Origin of the sequence: Nocardioides jensenii JCM 1364 = NBRC 14755, assembly GCF_001552535.1 — a bacterium.
GTDB lineage: Bacteria > Actinomycetota > Actinomycetes > Propionibacteriales > Nocardioidaceae > Nocardioides > Nocardioides jensenii.
This window is the reverse complement of record NZ_BCRJ01000079.1, coordinates 16,069-39,767: the sequence shown is the minus strand read 5'-3', so window position 1 is coordinate 39,767 and position 23,699 is coordinate 16,069. Positions and strand designations below refer to the sequence as shown.

General features: G+C 71.0%; 20 protein-coding genes, 1 tRNA gene and 1 other RNA gene. 10 read left to right on the top strand and 12 right to left on the bottom strand.

Features of this window, described 5'->3' with window-relative positions; all coding sequences use genetic code 11:
- The 3 genes from NJ4_RS17505 to ffs all read right to left on the bottom strand — a co-directional run.
- Positions 1 to 1,409: DNA polymerase III subunit gamma and tau (locus NJ4_RS17505; RefSeq protein ID WP_157551198.1), on the bottom strand; the 1,409-nt coding region annotated here is incomplete at its 3' end.
- Between the two features lie 55 nt (positions 1,410 to 1,464).
- A complete protein-coding gene (locus tag NJ4_RS17500) occupies positions 1,465 to 2,457 on the bottom strand; it encodes a glycoside hydrolase family 25 domain-containing protein (protein WP_067437970.1) in 993 nt (330 codons plus the stop codon).
- A gap of 28 nt (positions 2,458 to 2,485) precedes the next feature.
- Positions 2,486 to 2,576, bottom strand: an RNA gene (ffs, locus tag NJ4_RS17495) — signal recognition particle sRNA small type.
- Positions 2,577 to 2,682: 106 nt separating this feature from the next.
- Here ffs and NJ4_RS17490 point away from each other — a divergent pair.
- Positions 2,683 to 2,770: transfer RNA gene (locus tag NJ4_RS17490), tRNA-Ser, on the top strand.
- 154 nt (positions 2,771 to 2,924) lie between these two features.
- Here the strand turns inward: NJ4_RS17490 and NJ4_RS17485 are convergent.
- The 5 genes from NJ4_RS17485 to NJ4_RS17465 all read right to left on the bottom strand — a co-directional run bounded on the left by NJ4_RS17485 (position 2,925) and on the right by NJ4_RS17465 (position 7,955).
- Entirely contained in the window at positions 2,925 to 4,325 is a 1,401-nt protein-coding gene (locus tag NJ4_RS17485; protein ID WP_067437968.1) for a type VII secretion protein EccB, read from the bottom strand.
- Between the two features lie 6 nt (positions 4,326 to 4,331).
- The gene (eccD, locus tag NJ4_RS17480; RefSeq protein WP_067437966.1) at positions 4,332 to 5,690 is read right to left on the bottom strand and encodes a type VII secretion integral membrane protein EccD; all 1,359 of its coding nucleotides are present in this window, start codon (positions 5,688 to 5,690) and stop codon (positions 4,332 to 4,334) included.
- Positions 5,691 to 5,784: 94 nt separating this feature from the next.
- A complete protein-coding gene (locus NJ4_RS17475; protein ID WP_067437964.1) occupies positions 5,785 to 6,078 on the bottom strand; it encodes a WXG100 family type VII secretion target in 294 nt (97 codons plus the stop codon).
- Between the two features lie 45 nt (positions 6,079 to 6,123).
- Entirely contained in the window at positions 6,124 to 6,444 is a 321-nt protein-coding gene (locus NJ4_RS17470; RefSeq protein WP_067437962.1) for a WXG100 family type VII secretion target, read from the bottom strand.
- A gap of 119 nt (positions 6,445 to 6,563) precedes the next feature.
- Complete coding sequence (locus tag NJ4_RS17465) at positions 6,564 to 7,955, bottom strand: hypothetical protein (protein WP_067437960.1); 1,392 nt, start codon at positions 7,953 to 7,955, stop codon at positions 6,564 to 6,566.
- 157 nt (positions 7,956 to 8,112) lie between these two features.
- Here NJ4_RS17465 and eccCa point away from each other — a divergent pair, with 157 nt between their 5' ends.
- Positions 8,113 to 12,111 (top strand): type VII secretion protein EccCa, encoded by a 3,999-nt coding sequence (gene eccCa, locus NJ4_RS17460; protein WP_067437958.1) that lies wholly within the window; start codon positions 8,113 to 8,115, stop codon positions 12,109 to 12,111.
- A 75-nt stretch (positions 12,112 to 12,186) separates the two neighbouring features.
- Complete coding sequence (locus tag NJ4_RS17455; RefSeq protein WP_067437956.1) at positions 12,187 to 12,564, top strand: VOC family protein; 378 nt, start codon at positions 12,187 to 12,189, stop codon at positions 12,562 to 12,564.
- 5 nt (positions 12,565 to 12,569) lie between these two features.
- Here the strand turns inward: NJ4_RS17455 and NJ4_RS17450 are convergent, their stop codons facing one another.
- The gene (locus tag NJ4_RS17450) at positions 12,570 to 13,229 is read right to left on the bottom strand and encodes a LysE family translocator (RefSeq protein ID WP_407668079.1); all 660 of its coding nucleotides are present in this window, start codon (positions 13,227 to 13,229) and stop codon (positions 12,570 to 12,572) included.
- A gap of 111 nt (positions 13,230 to 13,340) precedes the next feature.
- Here NJ4_RS17450 and NJ4_RS17445 point away from each other — a divergent pair, with 111 nt between their 5' ends.
- Together NJ4_RS17445 and NJ4_RS17440 are read left to right on the top strand one after the other, a co-directional pair.
- Positions 13,341 to 13,637, top strand: a complete 297-nt coding sequence (locus NJ4_RS17445) for a type II toxin-antitoxin system VapB family antitoxin (RefSeq protein ID WP_067437954.1) — start codon at positions 13,341 to 13,343, stop codon at positions 13,635 to 13,637.
- Positions 13,637 to 14,158 (top strand): LytR C-terminal domain-containing protein, encoded by a 522-nt coding sequence (locus tag NJ4_RS17440; protein WP_067437952.1) that lies wholly within the window; start codon positions 13,637 to 13,639, stop codon positions 14,156 to 14,158. Before NJ4_RS17445 ends, NJ4_RS17440 begins: the two co-directional genes overlap by 1 nt.
- Before the next feature lie 13 nt (positions 14,159 to 14,171).
- Here the strand turns inward: NJ4_RS17440 and NJ4_RS17435 are convergent, their stop codons facing one another.
- Complete coding sequence (locus NJ4_RS17435; protein WP_067437988.1) at positions 14,172 to 15,698, bottom strand: potassium/proton antiporter; 1,527 nt, start codon at positions 15,696 to 15,698, stop codon at positions 14,172 to 14,174.
- Positions 15,699 to 15,783: 85 nt separating this feature from the next.
- On the opposite strand from NJ4_RS17435, the gene NJ4_RS17430 reads away from it, so the two are divergent.
- The 5 genes from NJ4_RS17430 to NJ4_RS17410 all read left to right on the top strand — a co-directional run bounded on the left by NJ4_RS17430 (position 15,784) and on the right by NJ4_RS17410 (position 21,313).
- Complete coding sequence (locus NJ4_RS17430) at positions 15,784 to 17,268, top strand: FAD-binding protein (protein WP_067437950.1); 1,485 nt, start codon at positions 15,784 to 15,786, stop codon at positions 17,266 to 17,268.
- Positions 17,269 to 17,284: 16 nt separating this feature from the next.
- Positions 17,285 to 18,466, top strand: a complete 1,182-nt coding sequence (locus NJ4_RS17425) for a pyridoxal phosphate-dependent aminotransferase (protein WP_067437948.1) — start codon at positions 17,285 to 17,287, stop codon at positions 18,464 to 18,466.
- 166 nt (positions 18,467 to 18,632) lie between these two features.
- Positions 18,633 to 19,076, top strand: a complete 444-nt coding sequence (locus tag NJ4_RS17420) for a hypothetical protein (protein WP_157551197.1) — start codon at positions 18,633 to 18,635, stop codon at positions 19,074 to 19,076.
- Between the two features lie 3 nt (positions 19,077 to 19,079).
- Entirely contained in the window at positions 19,080 to 20,012 is a 933-nt protein-coding gene (locus tag NJ4_RS17415; RefSeq protein WP_067437946.1) for a hypothetical protein, read from the top strand.
- Positions 20,009 to 21,313 carry a hypothetical protein gene (locus NJ4_RS17410; protein WP_067437944.1) on the top strand — a complete coding sequence of 435 codons (1,305 nt, stop codon included), beginning with the start codon at positions 20,009 to 20,011 and terminating at the stop codon, positions 21,311 to 21,313. The genes NJ4_RS17415 and NJ4_RS17410 overlap by 4 nt, the downstream gene beginning before the upstream one ends.
- A gap of 8 nt (positions 21,314 to 21,321) precedes the next feature.
- Here NJ4_RS17410 and NJ4_RS17405 read toward each other — a convergent pair whose 3' ends face one another.
- Together NJ4_RS17405 and NJ4_RS17400 are read right to left on the bottom strand one after the other, a co-directional pair.
- Positions 21,322 to 22,716 carry a vWA domain-containing protein gene (locus NJ4_RS17405; protein WP_067437943.1) on the bottom strand — a complete coding sequence of 465 codons (1,395 nt, stop codon included), beginning with the start codon at positions 22,714 to 22,716 and terminating at the stop codon, positions 21,322 to 21,324.
- A 3-nt stretch (positions 22,717 to 22,719) separates the two neighbouring features.
- Positions 22,720 to 23,601: an AAA family ATPase gene (locus NJ4_RS17400; protein WP_067437941.1), complete on the bottom strand. Its 882-nt coding sequence runs from the start codon at positions 23,599 to 23,601 to the stop codon at positions 22,720 to 22,722.
- Positions 23,602 to 23,699: the final 98 nt, after the last annotated feature.

Sequence of the window (23,699 nt, the reverse complement as noted above, 5' to 3'; positions counted from 1 at the left end):
GGGGGTGCCGGGGCGGCAGGCGCCGGGGTCGCGTTCGGCACGTCATCTGCTGCCGGCGCGGAGGTCTGTGCCGTCGCCTCGGGGATGACAGGCGCCGGCTGGTCGTCGCGGGCCGCAGAGCCGGAGGGCGGAGTGGCCGCGGCCGTGGATGAGACTGGCCGCGCCGCGAGGGACGAGCGGTACTGGTTGGCGGCGGCCGCTTCACCGGGAGGCCCGGAGGCCGGCGCAGGCACCCCACCCGTGATCTCGACCCGCCGCTCGAGGCGGTCGAGTCGCGCCATCAGCCCGTCAGTGGAGTGGTCGGCCCCGGGCAGCAGCACCCGGGCACAGATCAGCTCGAGCAGCAGCCGAGGCGCGGTGGCGCCACGCATCTCGGTCAGACCGGTGGCGAACAGGTCGGCCGCGCGACTGAGCCCGGCGACGCCGTACCGGCTGGCTTGGGCGGTGAGTCGTTCGGCAGCGTCCTCGGGCACGTCGATCAGCCCGGTCGTGGAGGCGTCGGGAACCGCGGCGATGATCACCAGGTCACGTAGCCGGCGGAGCAGGTCTTCGGTGAAGCGGCGAGGGTCCTGACCGGTCTCGATGACCTTGTCGACCACCCCGAAGACCGAGGCCCCGTCACCCGCGGAGAACGCGTCGACGACCTCGTCGAGCAGCGAGTCGGGCGTGTAGCCCAGCAACCCGGTGGCCAGGGCGTGGGTCACGCCATCGGCGCCGGCGCCGCCGAGCAACTGGTCGAGCACCGACATCGTGTCTCGGGCCGAGCCACCACCGGCGCGCACCACCAGCGGCAGCGCGGCCGGCTCGATCGAGACGCCCTCTTTCTCGCACAGCTCGGAGAGGTACGACGAGAGCAGGCGCGGCGGGATCAGCCGGAACGGGTAGTGGTGGGTGCGCGAGCGGATGGTCGGGATGACCTTCTCGGGCTCGGTGGTGGCGAAGATGAACCGCAGGTGGGGCGGGGGCTCCTCGACCAGCTTCAGCAGGGCGTTGAAGCCCTGCGGGGAGACCATGTGGGCCTCGTCGATGATGTAGACCTTGTAGCGGCTCCTCACCGGAGCGAAGAACGCCTTCTCGCGCAGGTCACGCGCGTCGTCGACACCACCGTGGGAGGCGGCGTCGATCTCGATCACGTCGATCGACCCGGGCCCGCCCCGGGCCAGGTCGCGGCAGGAGTCGCACTCCCCGCACGGGTCGGCGATCGGCGCCTTCTCACAGTTCAGGGCCCGGGCCAGGATGCGTGCGGAGGTGGTCTTGCCGCAACCACGCGGCCCGGAGAACAGATAGGCGTGGTTGACCCGGTTGTTCGCCAGGGCAGCCCGCAGCGGCTCCGTGACGTGATCTTGGCCGATGACCTCGGCGAACGTCTCGGGCCGGTAGCGGCGATAGAGGGCGAGGGGTGCTTCCACGTTGTGAACCCTAACCACCACCGGCGACACTCGAAAGGCGGACCGGTCCCCGGCCTCAGAACCTGTGGAACCAGCGCTCCGGCTGGAGGCGTACGCCGGGGCACGTGACGTTGTGGTCGCGACTGTCCTGGACCCACTGCCCGAGGACCGCGTCCCCGCCCTGGAACGACCATTGCGCACCGCAGCGGGCCTCGGCGGCCCCCTCCGAGGTCACGCCCGCCGGTCGCCATTCGGGCCCGCCGAAGCGCAACCCGCCGACGATCTTGCTCCACATCGAAGGCAGCGAGTAGAAGCCGACGGTGAGGCCGCGGTCGCGGTAGCCGCGCACCGTGCCCTCGACGACGGCTGCGTTCGCCTGCGTGTCGTCGCTCCACCCGAACAACGGCACCGGCTCGACGTCGAGCCACACGACGGGGCTCTCCAGCCCGGTGTCGGCCATCGTGACCACGTTGAACAACGCCGCCTGGTAACCCACGTTCCGCAGGGCACCCAGGCGGTTGCTGCCGTCGTACGGTCCCTCGTCGCCGAGTGTGGCCAGGGTGGCTGCGTCCGGATAGCTGACGATGGAGTACGCCGCGACCAGCAGTCCGCGCTCGCGCACCCAGCTGAGCTGGTCGGCCAGGCAGGGGTTGCGGGTGAAGGACGGGCTGTTGGTGAGGCCGACGATGACGAACTCCGCCGCCTCGACCGGCATCGGCTGGTTCTGTCCGCGCTTCTCGGGGATGCCGACCGTGTCGGGGCACTGCGGCCAGCCGACGTCGGCGCCGCGCAGGTGGTCCACCCGGCGCTTCTCCCGCTTGTTGTAGTCGTCGACGATCGAGTCCAGGTCGCTGGGCACCACGTCACCGGGCAGGCTCTCGGTGGGTGCACCCGCGCTCGGCAGGTCTTCGGTGCGTACGGCGTCCGGCGGCGGAGTGTTCGACGTGCTCGGAGCCGCCGACTCGTCGGGCGCGGCCCCGCCGTCGGATCCCGAGCACGCAGCGAGCCCGGTGAACGCACCGAGGCACCCAGCGAGCAGCAGCGCGGTGCCGCGACGACGGAGGTGCATGGCCGCGAGGATATGCGGCCGGGGAGCAAAAGGCCCCCCGCGCACCCGACAGAGCTCACCTGCCCTTGCTGCCTTCCGGCCCTGGGGGAGTTCAGCGAGATGTCGCCACGCGGGGGGTTGCGGAGAGTCTAGGTCAGCCTCCGGGTGAGGGCCAAAGCGGCCACGATCCGCGTCTGGGAGCAGCCGGATTTCTCCGCATCCGGCCCGACAGGTAATCTCCTCCGCGGAGGTATCGCCTAGTGGCCTATGGCGCTCGCTTGGAAAGCGGGTTGGGTTAACGCCCTCGAGGGTTCGAATCCCTCTACCTCCGCCACCTGGACGCCCGGACTGTTCGCAGTCCGGGCGTTCTGCGATTTCCGGACGACCCCGCCCCTGCTGGCTGTGTGCCTGCCGGCGAGGTGCCAAGAGTCTTGGGGACCGAGCGTCACACCCGGGGCGGGCCGGTCAGGGGCGGTGCGGGCCGGGGCTCAGCGATCGCATTGCGACACGGAACGCGGGTCGGGGGCCCGACGGGCCGCCTCCTGCGAGAGCTCCGGGCCACAGTCGAAGCCCTCGGTCCAGGCATCGGGCACGGTCGGCGGATCGTCGCTGCCGTAGCCGAACATTCGCGCGGCCAGCCCGGTCTCTCCGCCGAGGCGGTAGCGGGTGGCGTTCATGTCGATCAGCACCGGTGCCCCTCCGGTGGTGTCGCCGAACTGCCCGACGTTGACGTAGGCGCCGTACGGCGGCTCGACACTGACCTCGGCCGAGTCGGGTGGCACGTCGACGGCGCTCTCCTCGTCGGAGGGACCCGACGCCAGCAGCACGCGCGCGGCCTCGCCCTTCTCGGTCTCGAGCACGGCGCACGACTCGTCGGCGGTCAGCGGCGTCGGCGCGGCACGGGGCCAGTCGGCGAGCGCGGTCAGCGGCTCGCCGGCGATGCCCGCGACGTCGGTGGGCTGGCCACGGGGAGCGATCGCGTCGTAGACCCGCAGGCTGAACTCGGTGAGCAGCAACGGCTGGTCCTCCCCGAGCAGATAGACCTGCTTCGAGCTGGGGTTGCGGACCAGCTGACCGACCCTCAGGTCACGACCGCCCACGTCGTAGGTCACCTTCGGCGAGTCGGCCGGCAGCCCGAAGCTGGACAGCGCCAGCGCGGGGGCCTCGGGGAAGAGGTTGAGCCACTGGGTGGAGACCCGGAACTCGCGGGCCCCGTCGAGACCGAGGTTGCCGCGCAGCGGCGCGGCCTGCGCACTCGTGCCCAGCAGGTAGCGGTGGTAGCCGTGCTCGGCGTCGGCGGACGGGGCGACGAGGTAGAAGACGTCCTTCTTGGCCTTGCCGAGCCGCACCGAGACGACCATGCCGGCACCCGTCAGCGGCTGGGCAGTGGTGGTGTCACCGATGTGCAGGTGGCTGGCGGCCTGGGACGTCGTGCAGGAGGTCCACCCGGAGGGCCGCAGTGAGTCGCGGTCGGGGACGCCGTCGGGGGCACCGTAGATGCCGATCTGGGCACCGAGCGGCTGCTCGCGGATCAGCTCCTGCTTGACCACCTTGGGCTCGGTGTCACCGAGCAGCAGCTTGGCCGAGACCGGGTTGAGGACCGGGTGCAGGTCGCCGTCGTCGGTCAGGACGACATACCGGCTGCCCTCCTCCTTGGAGATGACCACACCCGGTTCGAGCCAGTCGGACGGTGAGCGGCCACCACCGAGGATCGAGGCGAGGGCCGCGCCGGCCAGCAGCAGGACGGCAAGGGCCAGCCCGGCCAGGATCACCCGGGACTGGCGAACCGGTTCGACCTCACGACCACCGGGAGCGCCACTGATGAACGCGGAGACGAGGCGCCGCCGGCTGAAGGCGTGCGCCTCGACCAGGTCACGCTTGGAGGACAACGCCGATCACCCTTGCAGCCGGTCGAAGAGCCCGCTGGCCAGGACCAGCAGCGGAACCAGGGACAGCAGCGCGAGGATCTCGGTCAGGTCGCCGATCCGCCCGCGGCGCACCGAGCCGGGGCGAGGGACCAGCGTGGCGACCAGGAGTACGGCGGACGCGGCGGCCAGCACCACCGCGACCGTGGGCCGCCAGTCGGGGTGCAGCAGCAGGGTCGAGGCGGCCGTGGAGACCAGGCCGAGGACACCGGCGACCAGCCCGGCGAGGACCTCGGTGCCGGAACGGTACTGGCGGGTCCGCAGCATCACCGCGGCGCAGGCGGCGACGGCGAGCAGCGTGCCGGCCACGCCGGTCGAGACGGCCATCGGCGCGCAGAGCACGAGCAACGCCCCGACGCCTGCGGTCACCCCGAGCAGGATCTCGTGGCCGACGACGGCGTCCTCACGGATGATCGCGGGGTCGACCGGCGCGGGCTCGTTGGTGATGTCGGAGGTGGAGTAGAGCTGCTCCACCCGCGTGCGGGTGGCCCCCAGTGCCAGCCAGGGCAGCACGCCGCCGGCCAGGACGACCAGGGTGAGCACGATCGTGAACACCGTGGCGGGGTCGAGATCGGCGGCGTCGACCACCGCACCGACCGCGGCGAAGACGCTGCCGACGACCACGGCGGGGAGCACCAGGGCGCGTCCCTCGGCCAACCCGACCAGGGCCACCCCACCGGCCAGGAGCGCCCCCAGACCGGCTGCGGCCAGCGGAGCACCCAGCAGGACGGAGTCCTCGACCAGCATCAGCCCGGCGACACCGCCGTAGGCGGCGCCCACCCAGGCCAGGCACACGGACGCCTCGCGCTCACGTTGCACGTGGCTGAGCACGATCGCGCCGACCACGAGGAGCGCGGCGATGAGGCAGGCGGCGACGGTGCCCAGGTCGGACCCGCGTTGCAGGAGCACCGCGAATCCGCCGACCGCGAGGAGCAGGACGGCAGCCGCCAGGGCGGTACGGCGCCCCGCGGCCGGCTCCCAGGGTGTGAGGTCACGTTCGACCGCGTCGGCCATCGCCTCGACGACATCGTCGTAGACCCGGGGTGGTTCGTCGTCCACACCGGCGGCGACGGTGAGGAGCCCGCCGTCCTCGACGCCCTGCATGGTGAGTCCGGCGTCGTTGACCAGCTCACGTCCGTCACCGGTGACCACGCGGTAGCCGCCGTAGACCGTGGCGGAGTCGAGCAGGCCGACGCTGCGCGCCAGCTCGGGCACGAGCTCGGCGACCGGGATGGAGCCGGGCAGCACGAGGTCGACGCGGCGGGTGCCGGAAGCAACGGTGACCCGGACCAGGCCGGACGTGCTGGCCGGAGTCGCGGCTTGGGACATCCTCTCCCCAGTTCTGTGCTCGGAGCGGGCTGATCGGCAGGCGCGGACGGGCCGCGGGTGCAGCCTACCGCCGTCGGATCGCCCGCCCCGGCACTCAGCCGCGGAAGCGTCGAGCGTTGCGCGCCTCGGTGGCTTGGTACTCCTGGTTGGAGAGACCGACGGTCACGCCGATGTCCTGGAGCACGTTCTTCATGTCGGTCATCGCGCCGTCCCAGGCGGCGCGGGCCTCGTTGAACGCCAGCGACGCGTCGCCGGTCCACTGGTCGGAGCGGGCGATCATGCGCCGCTCCATGGCGTTCAGCTTGTCCTCGATGTCGATCGCCCGGTTCTTCAGCTGGGTTGCGGCACCGTCGAGTGCTTCGTAGCCCACTGCAATGTTCTCGCCCATGTCATGTCCTCTTCTCTGGTGGTCCGACTCAGCCTGGATGCAGGCTCAGAGCCGGCTGTCCTGGTAGCGGTTGAGACCGGAGGCCACGGTGTCCTCGGTCGCGCTGTAGGTGGCCTCGGTGCCGGTCAGGTTGGCGTGAAAGTTGTCCATCGCTCCGACCACGCGATCGGCGGTGCGCTGCCAGGCCTCGATCGCGCCCTGGAAGGCGCTGCCGCCCCGTCCGCGCCAGGCACTGTTCAGCTCGCCGAGGCGGCTGCGCAGGTCGCGGATGATGATCTCGAGGTCGTTCTTGGTGGTGGTGACGTCCCTGGCCGCTTCGGCCAGGACGGCATCGGTGGTGGTGTAGCCGGCTCCGGGTGAGCTCATCGGGATTCCTTCCGTCATCGGCGCCCGGTGCGGGCGCCGATGACAAGGGTCTGCCCCGGCCGCCCCCGTGAAAACAGGCGATTCGGGTTGTCCACAGGCCACGCTCAGCACTGCTCGAATCAGCGGCTGAAAGGGATCTCCCAGATGATCCGGAACAGTCCGCTGGCCACCACCGAGGCCCCGATCGCGAGTGCGCCGACGATGATCTCGGCCAGCTCCGCGCGTCCGGCCCACCTCGCCGAGCGCCACCCTCGCCCGGTCGCCACGGCCGCCAGTCCCGCGGTGGCCGCCACGCCGAGGCAGCCCAGGACGACGTACGCCAGGGAGCGTTCGGACAGGTCCGGCAGGAGGTGCCACACCAGCACTGCCCACGCGAACAGCCCGGCACCGCGCAACATCATCCGCGCGGTCACGTGGCGGAGACCGCGAGCCGCGAGCAGCAGCCCGGCACCGGTGAACAGCACCAGGCACTGGGCGCCCTGGCGGTCGACGTCGTAGGTCGCCGTGGCCATCAGCTGGAGGGTGGCCGTCACGGTCACGACCAGGATCGCGACCGAGGCCGCGTCGACGATGCGGCTCCCTCGCGCCAGCGTCGCGGCGATGCCGGCACCGCGGATCAGGGCGGCCGACTGGTCGGCTGAATCGTCGACGGGTCGGTCCCTCGCCGACCAGGCGGTCACGGCGAGTCGGTCGATGTCGAGGAGCATCCGGTCGGGGACGTCGACGGCCAACGCGGTCGCGGAACGGGTGGAGAGCAGGGCCACCACGAGCAGCGCCGCCCAGGCCACCTGGGGTGGGAACCCGGCCAGGACACCCACACCGGTGACGAGGAACGTGGTGATGCCGGCCGCCATCCAGACCGTGTGCACGACGACCGACCCGGCACCGGTGGCCCGTGCCACGGCGGCCACGACGGCAGCACCGAGGCCGGCCAGGCCCAGGGTGAGGGGCGCGGTCTCGGGTGACGGATCCCAGGCCAGGACCCAGGCGACAGCCGCACCGAAGGCCGGCGCGGCGATGCCCCGCTGATCGACGAATCGGCCGATGGGCAGTACGCCGACCGCGGCGCACAGTGCGAGGAGCGCCAGCGTCGCGTCGCGCTGACTCTCGGAGCCGGCGTGCGCGCCGAGGACCGCGGCCAGTGTCGCGGCAACCGCCGCGATCCCCAGGGCCAGTGCCGCTGCGACGACGCCCGGGACTCCGCGCCCCGGTTCGGCTCGGTCGTCGGCGCCAGCGAGAGCACGTGGCCCCGAACCGACCGTCGGGGGTCCGCCCAGGTGCGCCACCAGCACCGCGCCGGACCTGATGCCCGCCCGGGCGATCGACGTCGAGGGCGCGAGCGCCGTACCTGTCGTGGTGAACAGCGCGGGCAGCCGCTGGAGTCGGCACTGGACGGCGTACTCCCGGGCGACGTCACCTGCCGCGGCCGCCAGCGGCACCACGAGGTCGACGGCACCGAAGGGCCCGTGCACCGTCAGCGCAACGGTGCTCGCGACTGCCGCTTCCGACACGACGCACTCCCTTCGGCTGTTGCCGGGAAGAGTAGTACGCCGGCACCGTCGCGCGCTGTGCCGTCACCGGTCGGCGATGCCCACGGGTGGCGTGGGCCCGAGCCACTAGGATCGACAGCGATCCAGACCAGCCAGGCCTTCTCAGGGGGATGCCGCCGTGACGACGCTCCGCAGTGGACACCGTCTCGACCCGCCCCAGGCGCCCACGGGGAAGGTCGCGATCCAGGCGCCCCCGGAGCTGTCGCCGCACGAAGGTGCGGGCAACGCCCTGGCGATGGCGATCCCGATGCTGGGAAGCGTCGGGGCGATTCTCGTGATCGCCACGATGAGCGGTGACGGCGGCGGCGCCAAGCGGCTGATCGCCGGCGGCATGTTCCTCTTCGCCACCCTCGGCTTCGTCTTCGTGCAGATCGACCGGCAGCGCAAGCAGCGCCAGCAGAAGCTGAGCGGGTCACGCACCGAGTACCTCCGCTACCTGGCCGGCGTCCGCGAGGTGGCCCGCAACGCCGCGGACCAGCAGCGGGCCGCCCTGAACTGGCACCACCCGGACCCCTCCGCGCTGCCGTCGCTGGCCGAGGACCGCGCCCGACTCTGGGAGCACACCCCCTCCGACGACCAGTTCCTCCATGTCCGCTACGGCCTCTCCTCGCAGCCTCTGTCACTCGAACTGGTCCCGCCCGAGAGTGGACCCGTCGAGCAGGTCGACCCCGCGGCCGCCTCCGCGCTGCACCGGCTGCTCGCCGTCCACCGGGTGCAGTCGAACCTGCCGGCCTCGGTCGACCTGGCCGCCTTCGACCGGATCGAGCTGACCGGGCCGGCGCCGGCGACCCGCGGGCTGGCCCGCGCGATGATCTGCTCCGCGACCGCGTTCCACAACCCCGAGAACCTCATCGTCGCCGTGCTCTGCGGGGACGACCGCCTGGCCGAGTGGGACTGGTTGAAGTGGCTGCCCCACTCGCTGAGCGCACAGCAGGGTGACGCCGTCGGCCCGCGCCGCATGGTCACCACGTCGCTCGACGACCTCGGCTCGATGCTGCCGCCCGATCTCTCCGAACGCCCACGGTTCGGGGCCGACGAGGGTCCGGCACTGCCGCACATCCTGCTGGTGATCGACGGCGGTCGACTGCCGCCCGGCAACCACATCATCCCGCCCGACGGCCTGCACGGTGTCACGCTGCTCGATCTGCCGGAGAGCTGGGACGAGCTCGACGACCCCACTCGACTGCGCCTCGACTTCGCCGACCAACCGCCCGAGGAAGGGTGCACCGGTGGCCGGCTTCCGGTCAGCGCGCAGCGGGTGCGGGCCGAGCCCCTCACCGGGTTGGCCGACCAGATGGACCTGGCCACCGCCGAGGCATTCGCTCGGCGGCTGGCGCCGCTCAACACCGTCACCATCGGCGCCGAGGGGGGCACCGACCAGGCCGGCCCCACCGACTTCATGGACCTGCTCGGCCTCGGCGACGTGTTCTCGTTCGAGACCAGGGCCGCGTGGCGACAGCGGCCGGCCCGCGACCGGCTCCGGGTGCCCATCGGCGTCGCCGACAACGGCACGCCGGTCCACCTCGACATCAAGGAGTCGGCCCAGCAGGGCATGGGTCCGCACGGCCTGGTCATCGGCGCCACCGGCTCCGGCAAGTCGGAGTTCCTGCGCACGCTGGTGCTCGGCATGGCGATGGCCCACTCCCCCGAGCAGCTCAACCTGGTGCTGGTCGACTTCAAGGGTGGCGCCACCTTCGCCGGCATGTCCGAGATGCCTCACGTCTCGGCCGTGATCACCAACCTGGCCGAGGAGCTCACACTCGTCGACCGCATGCAGGACGCTCTCTCCGGTGAGATGGTCCGCCGCCAGGAGCTGCTGCGCGGGGCCGGCAACTTCGCCTCGATCCGTGACTACGAGAAGGCGCGGGCCTCGGGCTCGCACGAGATCGATCTGCCACCCATCCCGTCGCTGTTCATCGTCGTCGACGAGTTCTCCGAGATGCTGGCCGCAAAGCCTGAGTTCATCGACCTGTTCGTCGCCATCGGTCGACTGGGCCGCTCCCTGGGCCTGCACCTCCTGCTGGCCAGCCAGCGTCTCGAGGAGGGCCGCCTGCGCGGGCTCGAGTCCCACCTGTCCTACCGGGTGGGGCTGCGGACGTTCTCCGCAGTCGAGTCCCGCACCGTCCTCGGGGTCCCCGACGCCTACGAGCTTCCGGCCGTCCCCGGTCTCGGCTACCTCAAGCCCGACCAGTCCACCCTGCTGCGCTTCAAGGCGGCTTATGTCTCCGGCGCCCCGTCGGGTCGGGCCCGGATCCGACGCGACGAGGGCGGCAACCTGCGCGGCATCCTGCCCTTCACGATCGCCGAGGTGCAGTCGCTCGACGGCGCCGAGGACGACGTGGAGGCACCAGCCCCGATGCCGCAGCAGGGCGATCAGGACTCCCTGCTCGACATCGCGGTGCAGAAGATGATCGGCCAGGGATCCCCGGCGCACCGGGTCTGGCTGCCACCGCTCGACGTCCCCGACACCCTCGACACATTGTTCGGCGACCTCACCGAGCACCCGGACCTCGGCCTGGTGAGCCAGGGATGGCGGTCGTTGGGCGGCCTGACCGTGCCGATCGGCATCGTCGACCGGCCCCGCGAGCAGCGCCGCGACACGATGACGGTCAACCTCACCGGAGCGGCCGGCCATGCCGCCGTCGTCGGTGGCCCACGCAGCGGCAAGAGCACGCTGCTGCGCACGATGGTGACCAGCCTGGCCCTGACCACGACCCCGCAGGAGAGCCAGTTCTTCGTGCTCGACTTCGGGGGCGGCACCTTCGCCCCCCTGGCCGACCTTCCTCACGTCTCCGGCATCGGAACCCGGTCGGAGCCGGACGTCGTACGCCGCATCGTGGCCGAGGTGAAGGGCGTCGTCGACCGTCGCGAGGCCTACTTCCGCAACCAGGGCATCGACTCCATCGAGACCTACCGCAGTCGCCGGGCGCACGGACGTGCCGACGACGGGTACGGCGACGTGTTCCTGGTCGTCGACGGCTGGAGCACCCTGCGCTCGGACTTCGAGGAGATCGAGCTGGAGCTGCAGACGCTGGCCCAGCGCGGGCTCACCTTCGGGGTGCACCTGCTGGTCGCGGCCGGCCGCTGGGCCGACTTCCGGGCCGCGTTGCGTGACCTGTTCGGCACCCGGCTCGAGCTGCGCCTGGGTGATCCGCTGGACTCCGAGATCGACCGCAAGGTGGCCCAGCTCGTGCCCACCTCACGTCCGGGTCGCGGTCTGATGGCGGGCAAGCTGCACTTCCTCGGCGCCCTTCCCCGCATCGACGGCTCCCCCGACGGGGAGAGCCTCGGCGACGGCGTCGAGGCACTGGTCCGACGCTCTGCCGCCGCCTGGCGCGGGCCGGTCGGTCCGAAGGTGCGCCTGTTGCCGGCGAGGATCACCTTGGAGAAGCTGCGCGAGCAGGCCGGGGAGTCGGCCGCGCGCTCCCTGCTGCTCGGCGTCAACGAGAAGGAGCTGGCTCCGGTCATGCTCGACCCCGAGGCCGAGCCGCACCTGCTGGTCCTCGGTGACGGCCAGTCCGGGAAGAGCTCACTGCTGCGCTCGATCGTGCGCGAGATCGTGCGCACGAAGTCGCCGAAGGAGGCCCAGATCATCGCCGTCGACTACCGCCGGTCGCTGCTGGGCGAGATCCCCGAGGAGTACAACCTCGACTACCTGACCAGCGCCACCCAGGCGACGCCGGCGCTGAAGGACCTCGCGGCCTACCTGACCAACCGCCTGCCCGGGCCCGGCGTCACCCCCGACCAGCTGCGCAACCGGTCGTGGTGGACCGGCGCCGACGCCTACGTCCTGGTCGACGACTACGACCTGGTCGCCACCCAGCAGGGGTCGCCGGTGCACGTGCTCGCGCCGTTGCTGGCCCAGGCCAAGGACACCGGGTTCCACCTGATCGTCACGCGACGATCGGGTGGCGCGTCGCGGGCGCTCTACGACCCGATCATCCAGACCATCCGCGACCTGGCCATGCCGGGCATCATGCTCTCCGGCAACCCGGAGGAGGGCGCGCTGCTGGGCAACCTGCGCCCCACGTCGCAGCCGCCCGGTCGCGGTCGACTGATCACCCGCGACCGCGGTGTCGAGGCGCTGCAGCTGGCCTGGAGCGACCCGCAGGGTTGACCGGAGTCGATCCGCGGGAAATCGGGTGGCACTCGGCGACGACCCGGCGCAGGATGATCGGCGGAGGCGAAGACAATGAGCATCAAGCTGAACCACACCATCGTCCACTGCACCGACAAGGCCTCGTCCTCACGTCACCTGGTCGAGATCCTGGGCCTGCCGGAGCCCACGACGTACGGGCCGTTCGTGGTGGTGCAGGTCGACAACGACGTGTCCCTCGACTACGCCGACGACCACGGCACGCCGCACCCGCAGCACTACGCGTTCCTGGTCGACGACGACTCGTTCGAGCCGATCCGCGAGCGCCTCGTGGCTCGCGGGCTGACCTACTGGGCCGATCCGTTCCACCGGGTGGAGGGCGAGATCAACACCAACGACGGCGGCCGGGGCCTCTATTGGCTCGACCCCGACGGGCACAGCATGGAGATCATCACCGTTCCCTACGGCGGATGAGCAGCTCAGTGCGTGGTGTTGCCCGTGGCGGCCAGGCCGGCGCCGAGCCCCACCATCATCACGCCACCGGTGGCACCGAGGCCGTCGAGCCGCTGCGGCTTGCGGGCGAACCAGTCGCGAGCCCGGCTCGCGGCGAAGACCCAGCAGCTGTCGGAGGCCACCGCCAGCACCCCGAACACGCCGCCCAGGAACAGTAGCTGCGGCGCGGCCGGACCCGACGGGTTCGCGAACTGGGGCAGGAAGGCCGCGAAGAAGACGATCGTCTTGGGGTTGGTCACGCCGACCAGGAAGCCGGTCCAGATGGATCCCAGCGTGGAAGCCCGGGTCACGGCAGCCTCGTCGGGCGTTTCCATGGCCTTGCGCGCATCAGCCCGGTGCCGGATCGCCTGGATGCCGAGATAGACGACGTACGCCGCACCGACGAGCTTCAGGGCCGTGTAGGCGGATGCGGACGCAGCAACGAGAGCGCCGAGACCGAGCGCGACACCGATCACCTGGGCGAGCAGCCCGAGCGCGTTGCCGACGACCGAGAGCAGCGCCTCGCGCCGGCCGACGGTGAGCGCGCGGCCGAGCGTGAACAGCAGGCTCGGCCCCGGCACCTGGATGAACAGGAGCGAGGCGACCACGAAGGCGATCAGCGCGTGGGAGGTGGGCACGGGATCCATTGTGCGGCCTCACCCGCCCGGCGCGCCACGCGATTCGCGTCTCACCTCTTCGAAGCCGCGCGGCGACCGCCGAAGCCGTGATGGCGGGCTCCTCTCGTTATAGTCGGCCGCGTGATCTTCAAGCGCGTGGGTGACGGCCGCCCCTACCCCGACCACGGGCTGGACGCGCGCGGCTGGGCCCAGGTGGCGCCGCGCCAGGTGCGTCTAGACGAGCTGATCACCACCAAGGACACCCTGCACCTGGTCTCACTGCTCGACGAGGACGGCACCTTCTACGGGGACCTGTTCGCCCACGTCGTCTACTGGCGCCGCGAGCTCTACCTCGAGGACGGCCTGCACCGTGCCCTGCGCGCGGCGCTCCAGCAGCGCAACGTCCTGCACGCACGCGTGCACGTGCTGGAGGACTGATGGACTCTCGGCAGACCTCGACCGTGACCATGGCCGTGCTCGCGGTGATCTGTGTCTTCATGGCCCTCTTCGGCATCTCGCAGGTCACCCGCGGGTTGCCGACCGACTCGATCGTGGCCGACGAGAAGCCCGCCTGCGAGACCAAGACGCTCAAGGCCGGCACGAAGGTGCGCGCGAGCGACGTCACGGTCAGCGTGTTCAACGCCAGCGAGCGCAACGGCCTGGCCAGCAAGACGATGGAGAAGCTGATCACCCGTGGCTTCGGCGCGGGGGACAGCGCCAACGCCCCGTCGGCCAAGGTCCGCCGGGTGGAGGTGCGGGCCGCGACGAGCGACGACCCCGCCGCGAAGCTGGTGGCCGCCCAGTTCGGCAAGGGCACGCCGGTCGTGACCGATCAGGAGCAGCTCGGCATCGGCATCGTGGTCGTCGTCGGCAGCAACTTCACCGCGTTGAGCAAGGGCGCCACCAAGGCCGTTCCGGTCACCGAGGACTCCACGGTCTGCAGCCCGCCGCCGGACTGACGGTCCCGACCGGTCACTCTCCGAGGCTCTCTCGCGCCGCCGCCTCGTCCTGACCCAGCCACTGGGCCAGCCGGCCCCCACGGGAGACCTCGCGCAACCGGTCGTCGGTGCGTGCGCGCAACCGTCGCGGCGTCACCACGAGCAGCTCGTCACCGCGACGCAGGACGGTACGCCGCTCGGGCACCCGCGACTCCCCCTCGCGGATGATCAGGGCGACCGACGAGCCCTGGGGCAGCCGGAGCTCGCCGACCTCGACCCCGTGCATGCGTGAGCCGGGACTGATCGTGATCTGCAGCAGGTCGGCGTCGATGCGCTCGAGCGGCGCGGCCTCGACGTCGAGGTCGCGGGGCTCCGAGCGGCGGGCCACCCCCAGCCACCGGGCCAGCACGGGGAGTGTCGGACCGGTCAGCAAGGTGAAGACGATCACCATGATGAAGACGATGTCGAAGACCTGCTCGGCGTCGTCGACGCCCTCGGCCAACGGAATCGTGGTGAGCACGATCGGCACAGCTCCACGCAGGCCCGCCCACGAGATGAAGGTGAGGTCGCGCCACGGCATCGGTCTGACCACCGAGCTGACCACCACGGAGATCGGGCGCGCGACCAGGGTGAGCACGATGCCGGCGATCAGCGCGAAGCCCAGGGTCTGGGCGGTGATGCGGTCAGGCGAGAGCAGCAGGCCCAACATCACGAACAGGCCGATCTGAGCCATCCAGCCGATGCCCTCGGTGAACGACTTGGTGGCCGCACGGTGAGGCAGCTCGGCGTTGCCGAGCACCAGGGCGGCGACATAGATCGCCGCGAAACCGGAGGCGTGGACGGCGGAAGCGGAGGCGTAGGCACCAGTGGCCAGGCACAGGATCGCCAGTGGATAGAGGCCCGATGAGGGCAGCGCGATGCGGCGCATCACCCAGGCCCCGCCGAAGCCCACGGCCAACCCGAAGACGACACCGGCAACGAGCTCGAAGACGATCACGCCGATGATCTCGAAGATGGAGTCCTCGGCCAGCGCCCCGCTGGAGATCAGGGCGACCAGCACCACGGTGGGAGCGTCGTTGAGACCCGACTCGGCTTCGAGGGTGCCGGTGATCCGCCGGGGCAGCGGCACCACGCGGAGCACGGAGAAGACCGCCGCTGCATCGGTCGGAGAGCAGACGGCGCCGAGCAGCAGTGCCAGCTCCCACGGGAGACCGAGCAGGTAGTGGCCGGCGACGGCCATCACCGCGACGCTGCACACCACACCGATCGTGGCCAGCGAGGCGCCGAGCCCGATCACCGGCCGGATCTCGGACCACTTGGTGCTGATGCCACCTTCGGCCAGGATCAGGGCCAGCGCCCCGAACCCGATCGCATGGGCCATGGCGGCGTCCTCGAAGAGGATGCCGACGCCGGCCTCACCCAGGGCCACGCCCATCAGCAGGTAGATCAGGAGACTGGGCAGTCCGGCCCGGCTGGAGAGGCGCACCGCGAGGATCGCGGCCAGGGTGACGATCGAGCCCAGCAACAGGAATTGATCGAGCTGGTGGGCATCGAAGGACAAGGGCACCTCGCTGATCGGGGGGCGGGCCTGAATCCTATCGTGGACATTTCTGGAACTTGTTCTAGTTTTCCCCTAGCCTGCAGGCATGAGCGGAACCGACCTCCCCGAGGTCCTCGACAGCACCCACCTGGCTCCCGACACGGAGTCCTGCGACGTCGTCGTGATCGGGTTCGGCATCGCCGGCGGATCGGCTGCCCTCGAGGCGGCACGGTCGGGCGCCCACGTCGTCCTGCTCGAGCGGGCAGCAGTGCACGGCGGCACGTCGGCGATGAGTGGCGGCGCGTTCTACCTCGGCGGCGGGACGGCGGTGCAGCGGGCGACCGGTCACGAGGACAGCGTCGAGGCAATGGTCGACTACCTGACCGCGGTCTCCTGCGAGCCCGACCCGGCGAAGATCCGTGCCTACTGCGAGGACAGCGTCGAGCACTTCGACTGGCTGGAGTCGCTCGGCTTCGAGTTCGAACGCTCCTACTACGACAAGAAGGCGGTCATCCAGCCCGGCACCGAGGGGCTGATGTACACCGGCAACGAGAAGGTGTGGCCGTTCATCGAGCGGGCCATCCCGGCTCCACGCGGCCACAAGGTCCCCGTCGCCGGTGACACCGAGGGCACCAGGCTGGTGATGGACCTGCTTCGTGATCGGTTGGCCGAGGCGGGCGTGGACGTGCGCTACGAGACCGGGGCCAACGCGCTGGTGGTCTCGACCGGCTCGACCACCACAGAGGGCTCGACCGGAACCGGGGACGTGGTCGGAGTGCAGTGGCGCAGGTTCGCGGAGACCGGCGTGATCCGGGCCAAGGCGGTCATTCTCGCCGCCGGCGGCTTCGTGATGAACAAGGACATGGTCGCGAAGTTCACCCCCCATCTCGCCGAGAAGCCCTTCGTGCTCGGGACGACGTACGACGACGGCCTGGGCATCCGCCTCGGTGAGTCCGTCGGCGGTGCCACCGCGTTCATGGAGGAGGCCTTCATCACCGCGCCGTTCTATCCCCCCTCGAGACTCGTCACGGGCCTGCTGGTCAACAGGGAGGGACGCCGGTTCGTCGCGGAGGACAGCTATCACGCACGCACGTCGGCCCACGTGATGGACCAGCCAGGTCATGCGGCCTACCTGATCGTCGACAGCGAGCACATCGAGCACCCGGTCTTCCCCCTGGCACCCTTCATCGACGGATGGGAGACGGTCGAGGAGATGGAGGCCGGCCTCGAGCTGCCGACCGGCTCACTGGTGGCCACGCTGGCGGCGTACAACGAGAACGCGGCACGCGGCGAGGACCCGGACTTCCACAAGCAGCCGGAGTGGCTGGCCCCGCAGGACACCGGGCCGTGGGGTGCCTTCGACCTGACCCTCGGCCGGGCCCTGTACGCCGGCTTCACGATGGGCGGGCTGGTCACCGACGTCGACGGGCAGGTGCGTCGCGCGGACGGGACCCCGATCGCGGGTCTCTATGCCGCCGGTGCCTGTGCCTCCAACATCGCCCAGGACGCCAAGGGCTACGCGAGCGGAACCCAGCTCGGCGAGGGTTCGTTCTTCGGTCGACGGGCCGGGCGCCACGCCGCGACACGGTGAGGTCACACTGGGGCGCATGACCGACCGTTACACCGTCGCCAGCCGCGCCAACGTCCCGCCGTTCCACGTGATGGACCTGCTCGCCGCCGCCGGCGAGCGGCAACGCAGCCACGGGGACATGGTCAACTTCGTCGCCGGCCAGCCCAGCAGCGGCGCCCCGGCACCGGTCCTGGCCGAGGCGATCCGACTGCTCGGCTCGGGCGACCCCCTGGGCTACACGGTCGCCACCGGCATCCCGGAGCTGCGCGAGGCGATCGCCGGGCACCACCGGCGGATGCACGGCATCGACGTCCACCGCGACGACGTGGTCGTCACCACCGGTTCCAGCGGTGGCTTCCTGCTCGCCTTCCTGGCCGCGTTCGAGCCCGGCGATCGGGTGGCGATGGCCCGGCCCGGCTACGCCTGCTACCGCAACGTGCTGACCGCGCTCGGCTGCGAGGTCGTCGAGATCGACTGCGGGCCCGAGACCCGGTTCCAGCCCACTGTCGCCCAGCTGGAAGAGCTCGGCGAGATCAAGGGGCTGGTCGTGGCCAGCCCGGCCAACCCGACCGGCACCATGCTCCTGCCGCAGGAGCTCGCCGACCTCGCCCGCTGGTGCGAGGAGCGCGGCGTGCAGCTGGTCAGCGACGAGATCTACCACGGCATCGAGTACGCCGGGCTCGACCAGACCGACCACCAGCTGAGCCGGAGCGCCTGGGAGACCTCGCGCGAGGCGATCGTGTTCTCGTCGTTCTCCAAGTATTTCTCGATGACCGGCTGGCGGATCGGGTGGATGCTCGTGCCCGAGCGCTTGCGCCGCCCGGTCGACGTACTCACCGGCAACTTCACGATCTGCCCGCCGGCGATCGCCCAGCACGCCGCGATCGCGGCCTTCACCGATGAGGCGTACGACGAGCTCGACGGCCATGTGCGGCGTTATGCCGGCAACCGTCGACTGTTGCTCGAGGGGCTGCCGCGACTCGGCATCGACAAGCTGGCCCCGGCCGACGGCGCGTTCTACGCCTACGCCGACATCGGGCACCTCACCGGCGACTCGATGCGCTGGTGCCTGGACCTGCTCGACGCCACCGGGGTCGCCGTCGCACCCGGCGTCGACTTCGACACCGTGCACGGCAACCGGAGCATCCGCTTCAGCTTCGCCGGGTCGGCCGGCGAGATCGCCACCGGCCTCGACCGCCTGGCGGCGTACCTGGACTGACGGTGGGCGCTTCTGCAGTGATCCGTCCCACGCTCGGCGACGCCCTGCCGCTACGCTCGGCGCGAGAGAAGGTTTAGGTCTTGACCATCCGGGGAAGAGAACCTCGGTTGAGTCGGTTTGAACCGCTCGCACGGGGGTAGAGGTCCGTCGACTGGAGAGGTGATACATGTACGGCGACTCCGCCGCCATGCGCAAGCGTGCGGCCCAACTGCGGGAGCAGTGCACCGACATCCGCGGCATGGCTGACCGTCTGATCGCGCAGATCGAGTCCATCAACTGGGAGGGCCGGGCCGCTGCCGACATGCGCGCCCGCATCCACGACCGCGCCGCCCACCTGCGCGACTGCGCCGCCCAGCACGAGACCGCGGCCGAGTCCCTGACCCGGCACATCACCGAGGTCGAGCGACTCAAGGACTCCATCGACGGCGTCGAGCGCAAGGCCCACTCGTTGGTCGCCGACGCCCGCACCCGCATCGCCGAGCAACGCGCCCAGGACACCCCGGAGGGCGTCACCATCGACGCCTCCGACGTCGACCGCATCCTCGACCAGTTCGTGCCGCCCGCCCCGGGCCACAAGGACTGGCTGACCGTCAACCTTCCGGGACTCTGAGACATGGCGACCATTGACCTGACCAGCCCCGCGCCCGCAGCGCAGGGAACCCTCGAGGGCCTGCCACGACGACTCGCCCTCACCCGGCCCGAGCTCGAGCGACTGGCGCAGGCTGCCGGTGGCGCGCCGCTGCCGTTCGAGATCGTCGAACCGGCCGCCGGCCGCGCCGCCAACGCCCTCGAGAGCCGTCTCGGCCAGTCCCGGGGCGCCGCCGAGGACCAGGCGTACGCCGACGCCGTGGCCACGCTCCACGACCCCGAGGAGTCCCTGGTCAAGCGCGGCCTGCTCGTCGACGGCACGGCCGACCCCGGTGTGGTCGGAGCGCTCGGCCTGCTCGCCACCCCTGCTGCCGCCCTCGACCTCGACGTGAACATCGACGGCACTCGGGCCCGGGCCTGGCACCGCCAGCGCGACGGTGCGGTGGCCACCCTGGCCACCACCGACGGCGTGGTCTTCGAGCTGGCCTGGTTCGAGAGCTCCCACTGGCCCGCCGAGCTCGCCCGGGTCGCCGGGCTCCCCGACGACGACGCGTCCGACGCGTCGGGCGTCCCCGAGGCGATCGACCTTCCCTATGAACTGCTCGACGCCGGCAGCGAGGCCGTGCGCAGCGGCCGTGCCGACCTGCTGGGCACGATCGTGGCCCACCACGGCGGCCAGGTGCACGACTCGACCGGCGAGACCGTTCCGGATGCCACCGTCAGCTCCGTGATCACCGCCCTGGTCAGCGAGACCCGGGGTCGGCTGCGTGGGCTGGTCGCCGACATCGATGGCGGGAGTGACGTCGTGGGCGTCGTGTCGTGGGTGCTGCTGGCCGACGGCTGGCACGTGCTGCGCTCCCACCAGGTCGACGACGCCAACCGGGTCGACGTACGCCGGGTGGCGGCCACCGAGCTCGCCCCCACTCTCGGACCGATCCTCGCGGAGGTGACCGCATGACCGAGCAGCAGCAGGCACAGGCCGCCGCCGCCCAGGACAAGTACGACCAGATGATGCGTCTGGCCGACCTGTTCGACAGCTCCGGCGACGAGATGCGCGAACGCGCCACCCTGGGGGCCGAGATCCTCGCCGACGAGGGGCTCCTGGAGTCCGAGGAGCTCTCCAAGGCGACCTTCGCCCAGGCCGAGCAGGACATCATCGGTGCGACCACCGGCAAGACCGGGCTCATGGTCCGCTCCGTCGAGCTCGACGCCGATGCCCTGATCGTGCGCGCCACGGTGCTGACCTACCGCTGGATCGACGACCTCCAGCTCGCGGCGTACAAGACGCTCGGCTCGATCGCGGCCCGGGCCGTGGGCTACCTCGCCCCCGAGGTCGCGCTCGGCGGTGCGATCTTCTCCGCGGGCCTGATCGAGACCGACGCGCTCGACCGTGACGGGCTGGCGGCGTACCTCAACGAGCTCGCCGAGGCCAACCCCGAGCTGATGGACCACTTCGTCAGCGGTGGGGGCGGCCTGATCGAGGGCCTCCAGATGCGTTCCCTGTTGACCGCTGCTGTGCTCGGCGGCGAGCAGGGGCCGGCGGTTGCCCAGGGTGGGCTGCGGGCGGTCGGCGCCCCCGAGTTCGTCGACGACTTCTCCGCGGGCCTGCGCGACATCGCCGGAGGCTTCCGCGAGAAGGCGGAGCCGGCCGCAGCTCCTGGCGACGCCTCGGCCCTGCCCACACCGTCCTCCATCGAGGACCTGATGACCTCACTGAGCCAGGTCGAGGGCGACCTGCTGGTGCAGCACCTGCCGGGAGGGCGCTTCATCGCCTACCTGCCCAGCCGCGGTCAGCGCGCGCCCGGCAGCCTGCAGCTGGTCGGCAGCGACGTCGCCGGCCGGGTCTCCTCGGTGATCGACGCACTCGAAGCCGCCGTGGGCGAGGAGCCGGGCGCCCGCGTCATGGTCGTCGGTCACGCCCAGGGCGGGGTGGCCGCCGCCGAGATCGCCGCGGCCGCAGCCTCCGAGAAGTTCGTCATCGACCAGGTGATCACCGCCGGTGCACCGAACGCCCAGGTGACCAACATCCCCGAGCCGACCACGGTGCTCTCCCTCGAGGACCGCGCCGACCCGGTCGCACTGTTGGGGTCGCTGATCAACGCCCGCGTCAGCAACCGGTTGACGGTGGTCTTCGACGGCGGTTCGCAGACCGGCCCGTCGGCGTACGTCGCCGGTGGTCGGGCAGCGGACGCCGCCACCCACCCGGAGCTGCGGGCCGCCATCAAGCGGATCCACGAGCTGGGCTTCCTCGCCGGCTGATCCTGCGATCAGACGAGGTCGTGCACGAACTCGCCGAGCTGGGCGAGGTTGCGACACTCGACCATCGAGACCAGCTCGGCGTACTGCGGGGCGGCGGAGTCGCCGGTCCCCCAGTTGCGGGCGTGCTCGGGGTTGAGCCACCACGCGTTGCGGCACTGGTCGACCATCGCCTTGAAGCCGTCGAGCTGCAGGTCGCTGTAGTTCGAACGGCCGTCGCCGAGCACCAGCAATGAGGTCTTCGGACCGAGCGCGTCGGGGTGGTTCTCGACGAACTTGGTGAACGCGCGGCCGTAGTTCGTGCGGCCCCACAGCGCGGCGTGGCTGGTCGCCGCAGCCAGGTCGGCCATCACGTCGACCACGTCGGCACCCGGCTTGAAGTGGTGGGTGACCTCGTGGACGTGGTCGATGAACGTGAACGCGCGCACCTTGGTGAACTGGTCGCGCAACGCGAAGACCAGCAGCAGCGTGAACTGGGCGAAGTTCGCCACCGATCCGCTGACGTCGCACAGCACCACCAGCTCGGTGCGGTGCGGGCGCTTCGGCCGGTGGTGCGTGGTCAGGGGAACGCCCCCGGTGGAGATCGAGGCCCGGACGGTCCGCCGGAAGTCGAGCGGTCCTCGACGTCGGGCGTGCTGCTCCTTGGTGAGCCGGGTGGCCAGTCGTCGAGCGAGAGGCTGGATCTCACGACGCATCGCCTCCAGGTCGGTGCGTCGCGCGCTGAGGAACGGCAGGTTGTCGATCGTGGGACGCACCGTCGTGTCGGCGACGTGCTGGGGCCCCTTCTCCTCCGCGATCCGGCGCAGCGCGTCCTGCTCGACCAGCGTGGTGAACCGCTGCACCCGGTTGGTCGCCTGCCGCCGGGCGGCGCGGGCGTCGTCGCCCTTCAGCTGCAGGCCGGCGACGATCCGGTCGACGAGCTCGTCGGGGGCCACCCGCTTCAAGGCCTGGTAGGCGCTCCAGGACGACAGCCCGGGGGCTCGTCCGCGCATCGCACCGAACGTGCCGACCGCCTCGATGGCCAGGTCACGCAGGGCGTCGGGGTCTGCGGTCATCGCCTCGGCGAGCTCGTCGCGGAAGCTGTGCAACGCCTCTCCGGTGTCGTTCGGCAGGCTCTGGCCCGACTCACCGCGCGACTCACCGCCCTGCTCCTCGTCGACGCCGCGAACGCGGGTTTCGCCAGTCAGGGCTGGGAAGTAGAGGTCGAAGAGCGCGTCGAACGGAGCTCGGTGGCCGGCGCGCTTGACCAGCGTGGCGGCGTACGCCGTCTTGATCTGCTCCCGGTCGGACCACGAGAGCGCCGTCGTCGCCCGGGCCGCGTCGATGTCCTCGGCGAGCGACACCGGGATCCCCGCGGCGCGCAGCGCCTCGACGAACTCGACGTGCCGATCGAGGAGACCGGACATCGCCTAGGCCTTCAGCTTCAGCTCGCGCACCGCGCGGTCGTGGTCGGAGACGTGCTTGAGCACGACGCCGAGCGTGCGGCTGATCGCGGCCGGGTCGAGGTTCTTGATCTGGAGCGCGATCAGCGTGCGCGCCCAGTCGATCGACTCCGCGATCGACGGTGCCTTCTTCAGCTCGAGCTCACGCAGACGGGCGATGACCGCGACCACCTCGTGGGCCAGCCTGTCGTCGAGCCCGGGCACTCGGGAGAGGAGAATCTCCTGCTCCCGTTGGGCATCGGGGTAGTCGAGGTGCAGGTAGAGGCAGCGTCGCTTGACCGCCTCGGAGAGCTCGCGGGTGGCGTTGGAGGTGAGCACCACGAACGGTCGGCGTACCGCCTCGACGGTGCCGAGCTCGGGGATGGTGACCTGGAAGTCGGAGAGCACCTCGAGCAGCAGCCCCTCGACCTCGACGTCGGTCTTGTCGACCTCGTCGATCAGCAGCACGGTCGGCTCGTCGCGACGGATCGCGGTCAGCAGCGGCCGGCTGAGCAGGAACTCGTCGGTGAAGATGTCGTCGTGCGTCTGCTCCCACTCCTGGTCGGGCCCGGTGGCCTGGATCCGCAGCAGCTGCTTCTTGTAGTTCCACTCGTAGAGCGCGCGGGCCTCGTCGAGCCCCTCGTAGCACTGCAGCCGGATCAGCTCGGCGCCGGTCGCGGTGGCCACGGCCTTGGCCAGCTCGGTCTTGCCGACCCCGGCAGGTCCCTCGATCAGCAGCGGCTTGCCGAGCTCACCGGCCAGGTAGGCCGTGGTCGTGGTCGCGGAGTCGGCCAGGTATCCGGTCGCCTCCAGCAACGTCTGGGCGTCGTCGGGCGAGGCGAACCAGGGCTGGGTTTCGACGGTGGTCACGCCCGTGAGCCTAGTCTGCGCCACGAGTTGTTCAGTCTCGTGCGTCGAGTTGTTGATTGTGGCGCGTCGAGTTGTTGAGATTCGAGCGTTGAGTCGGT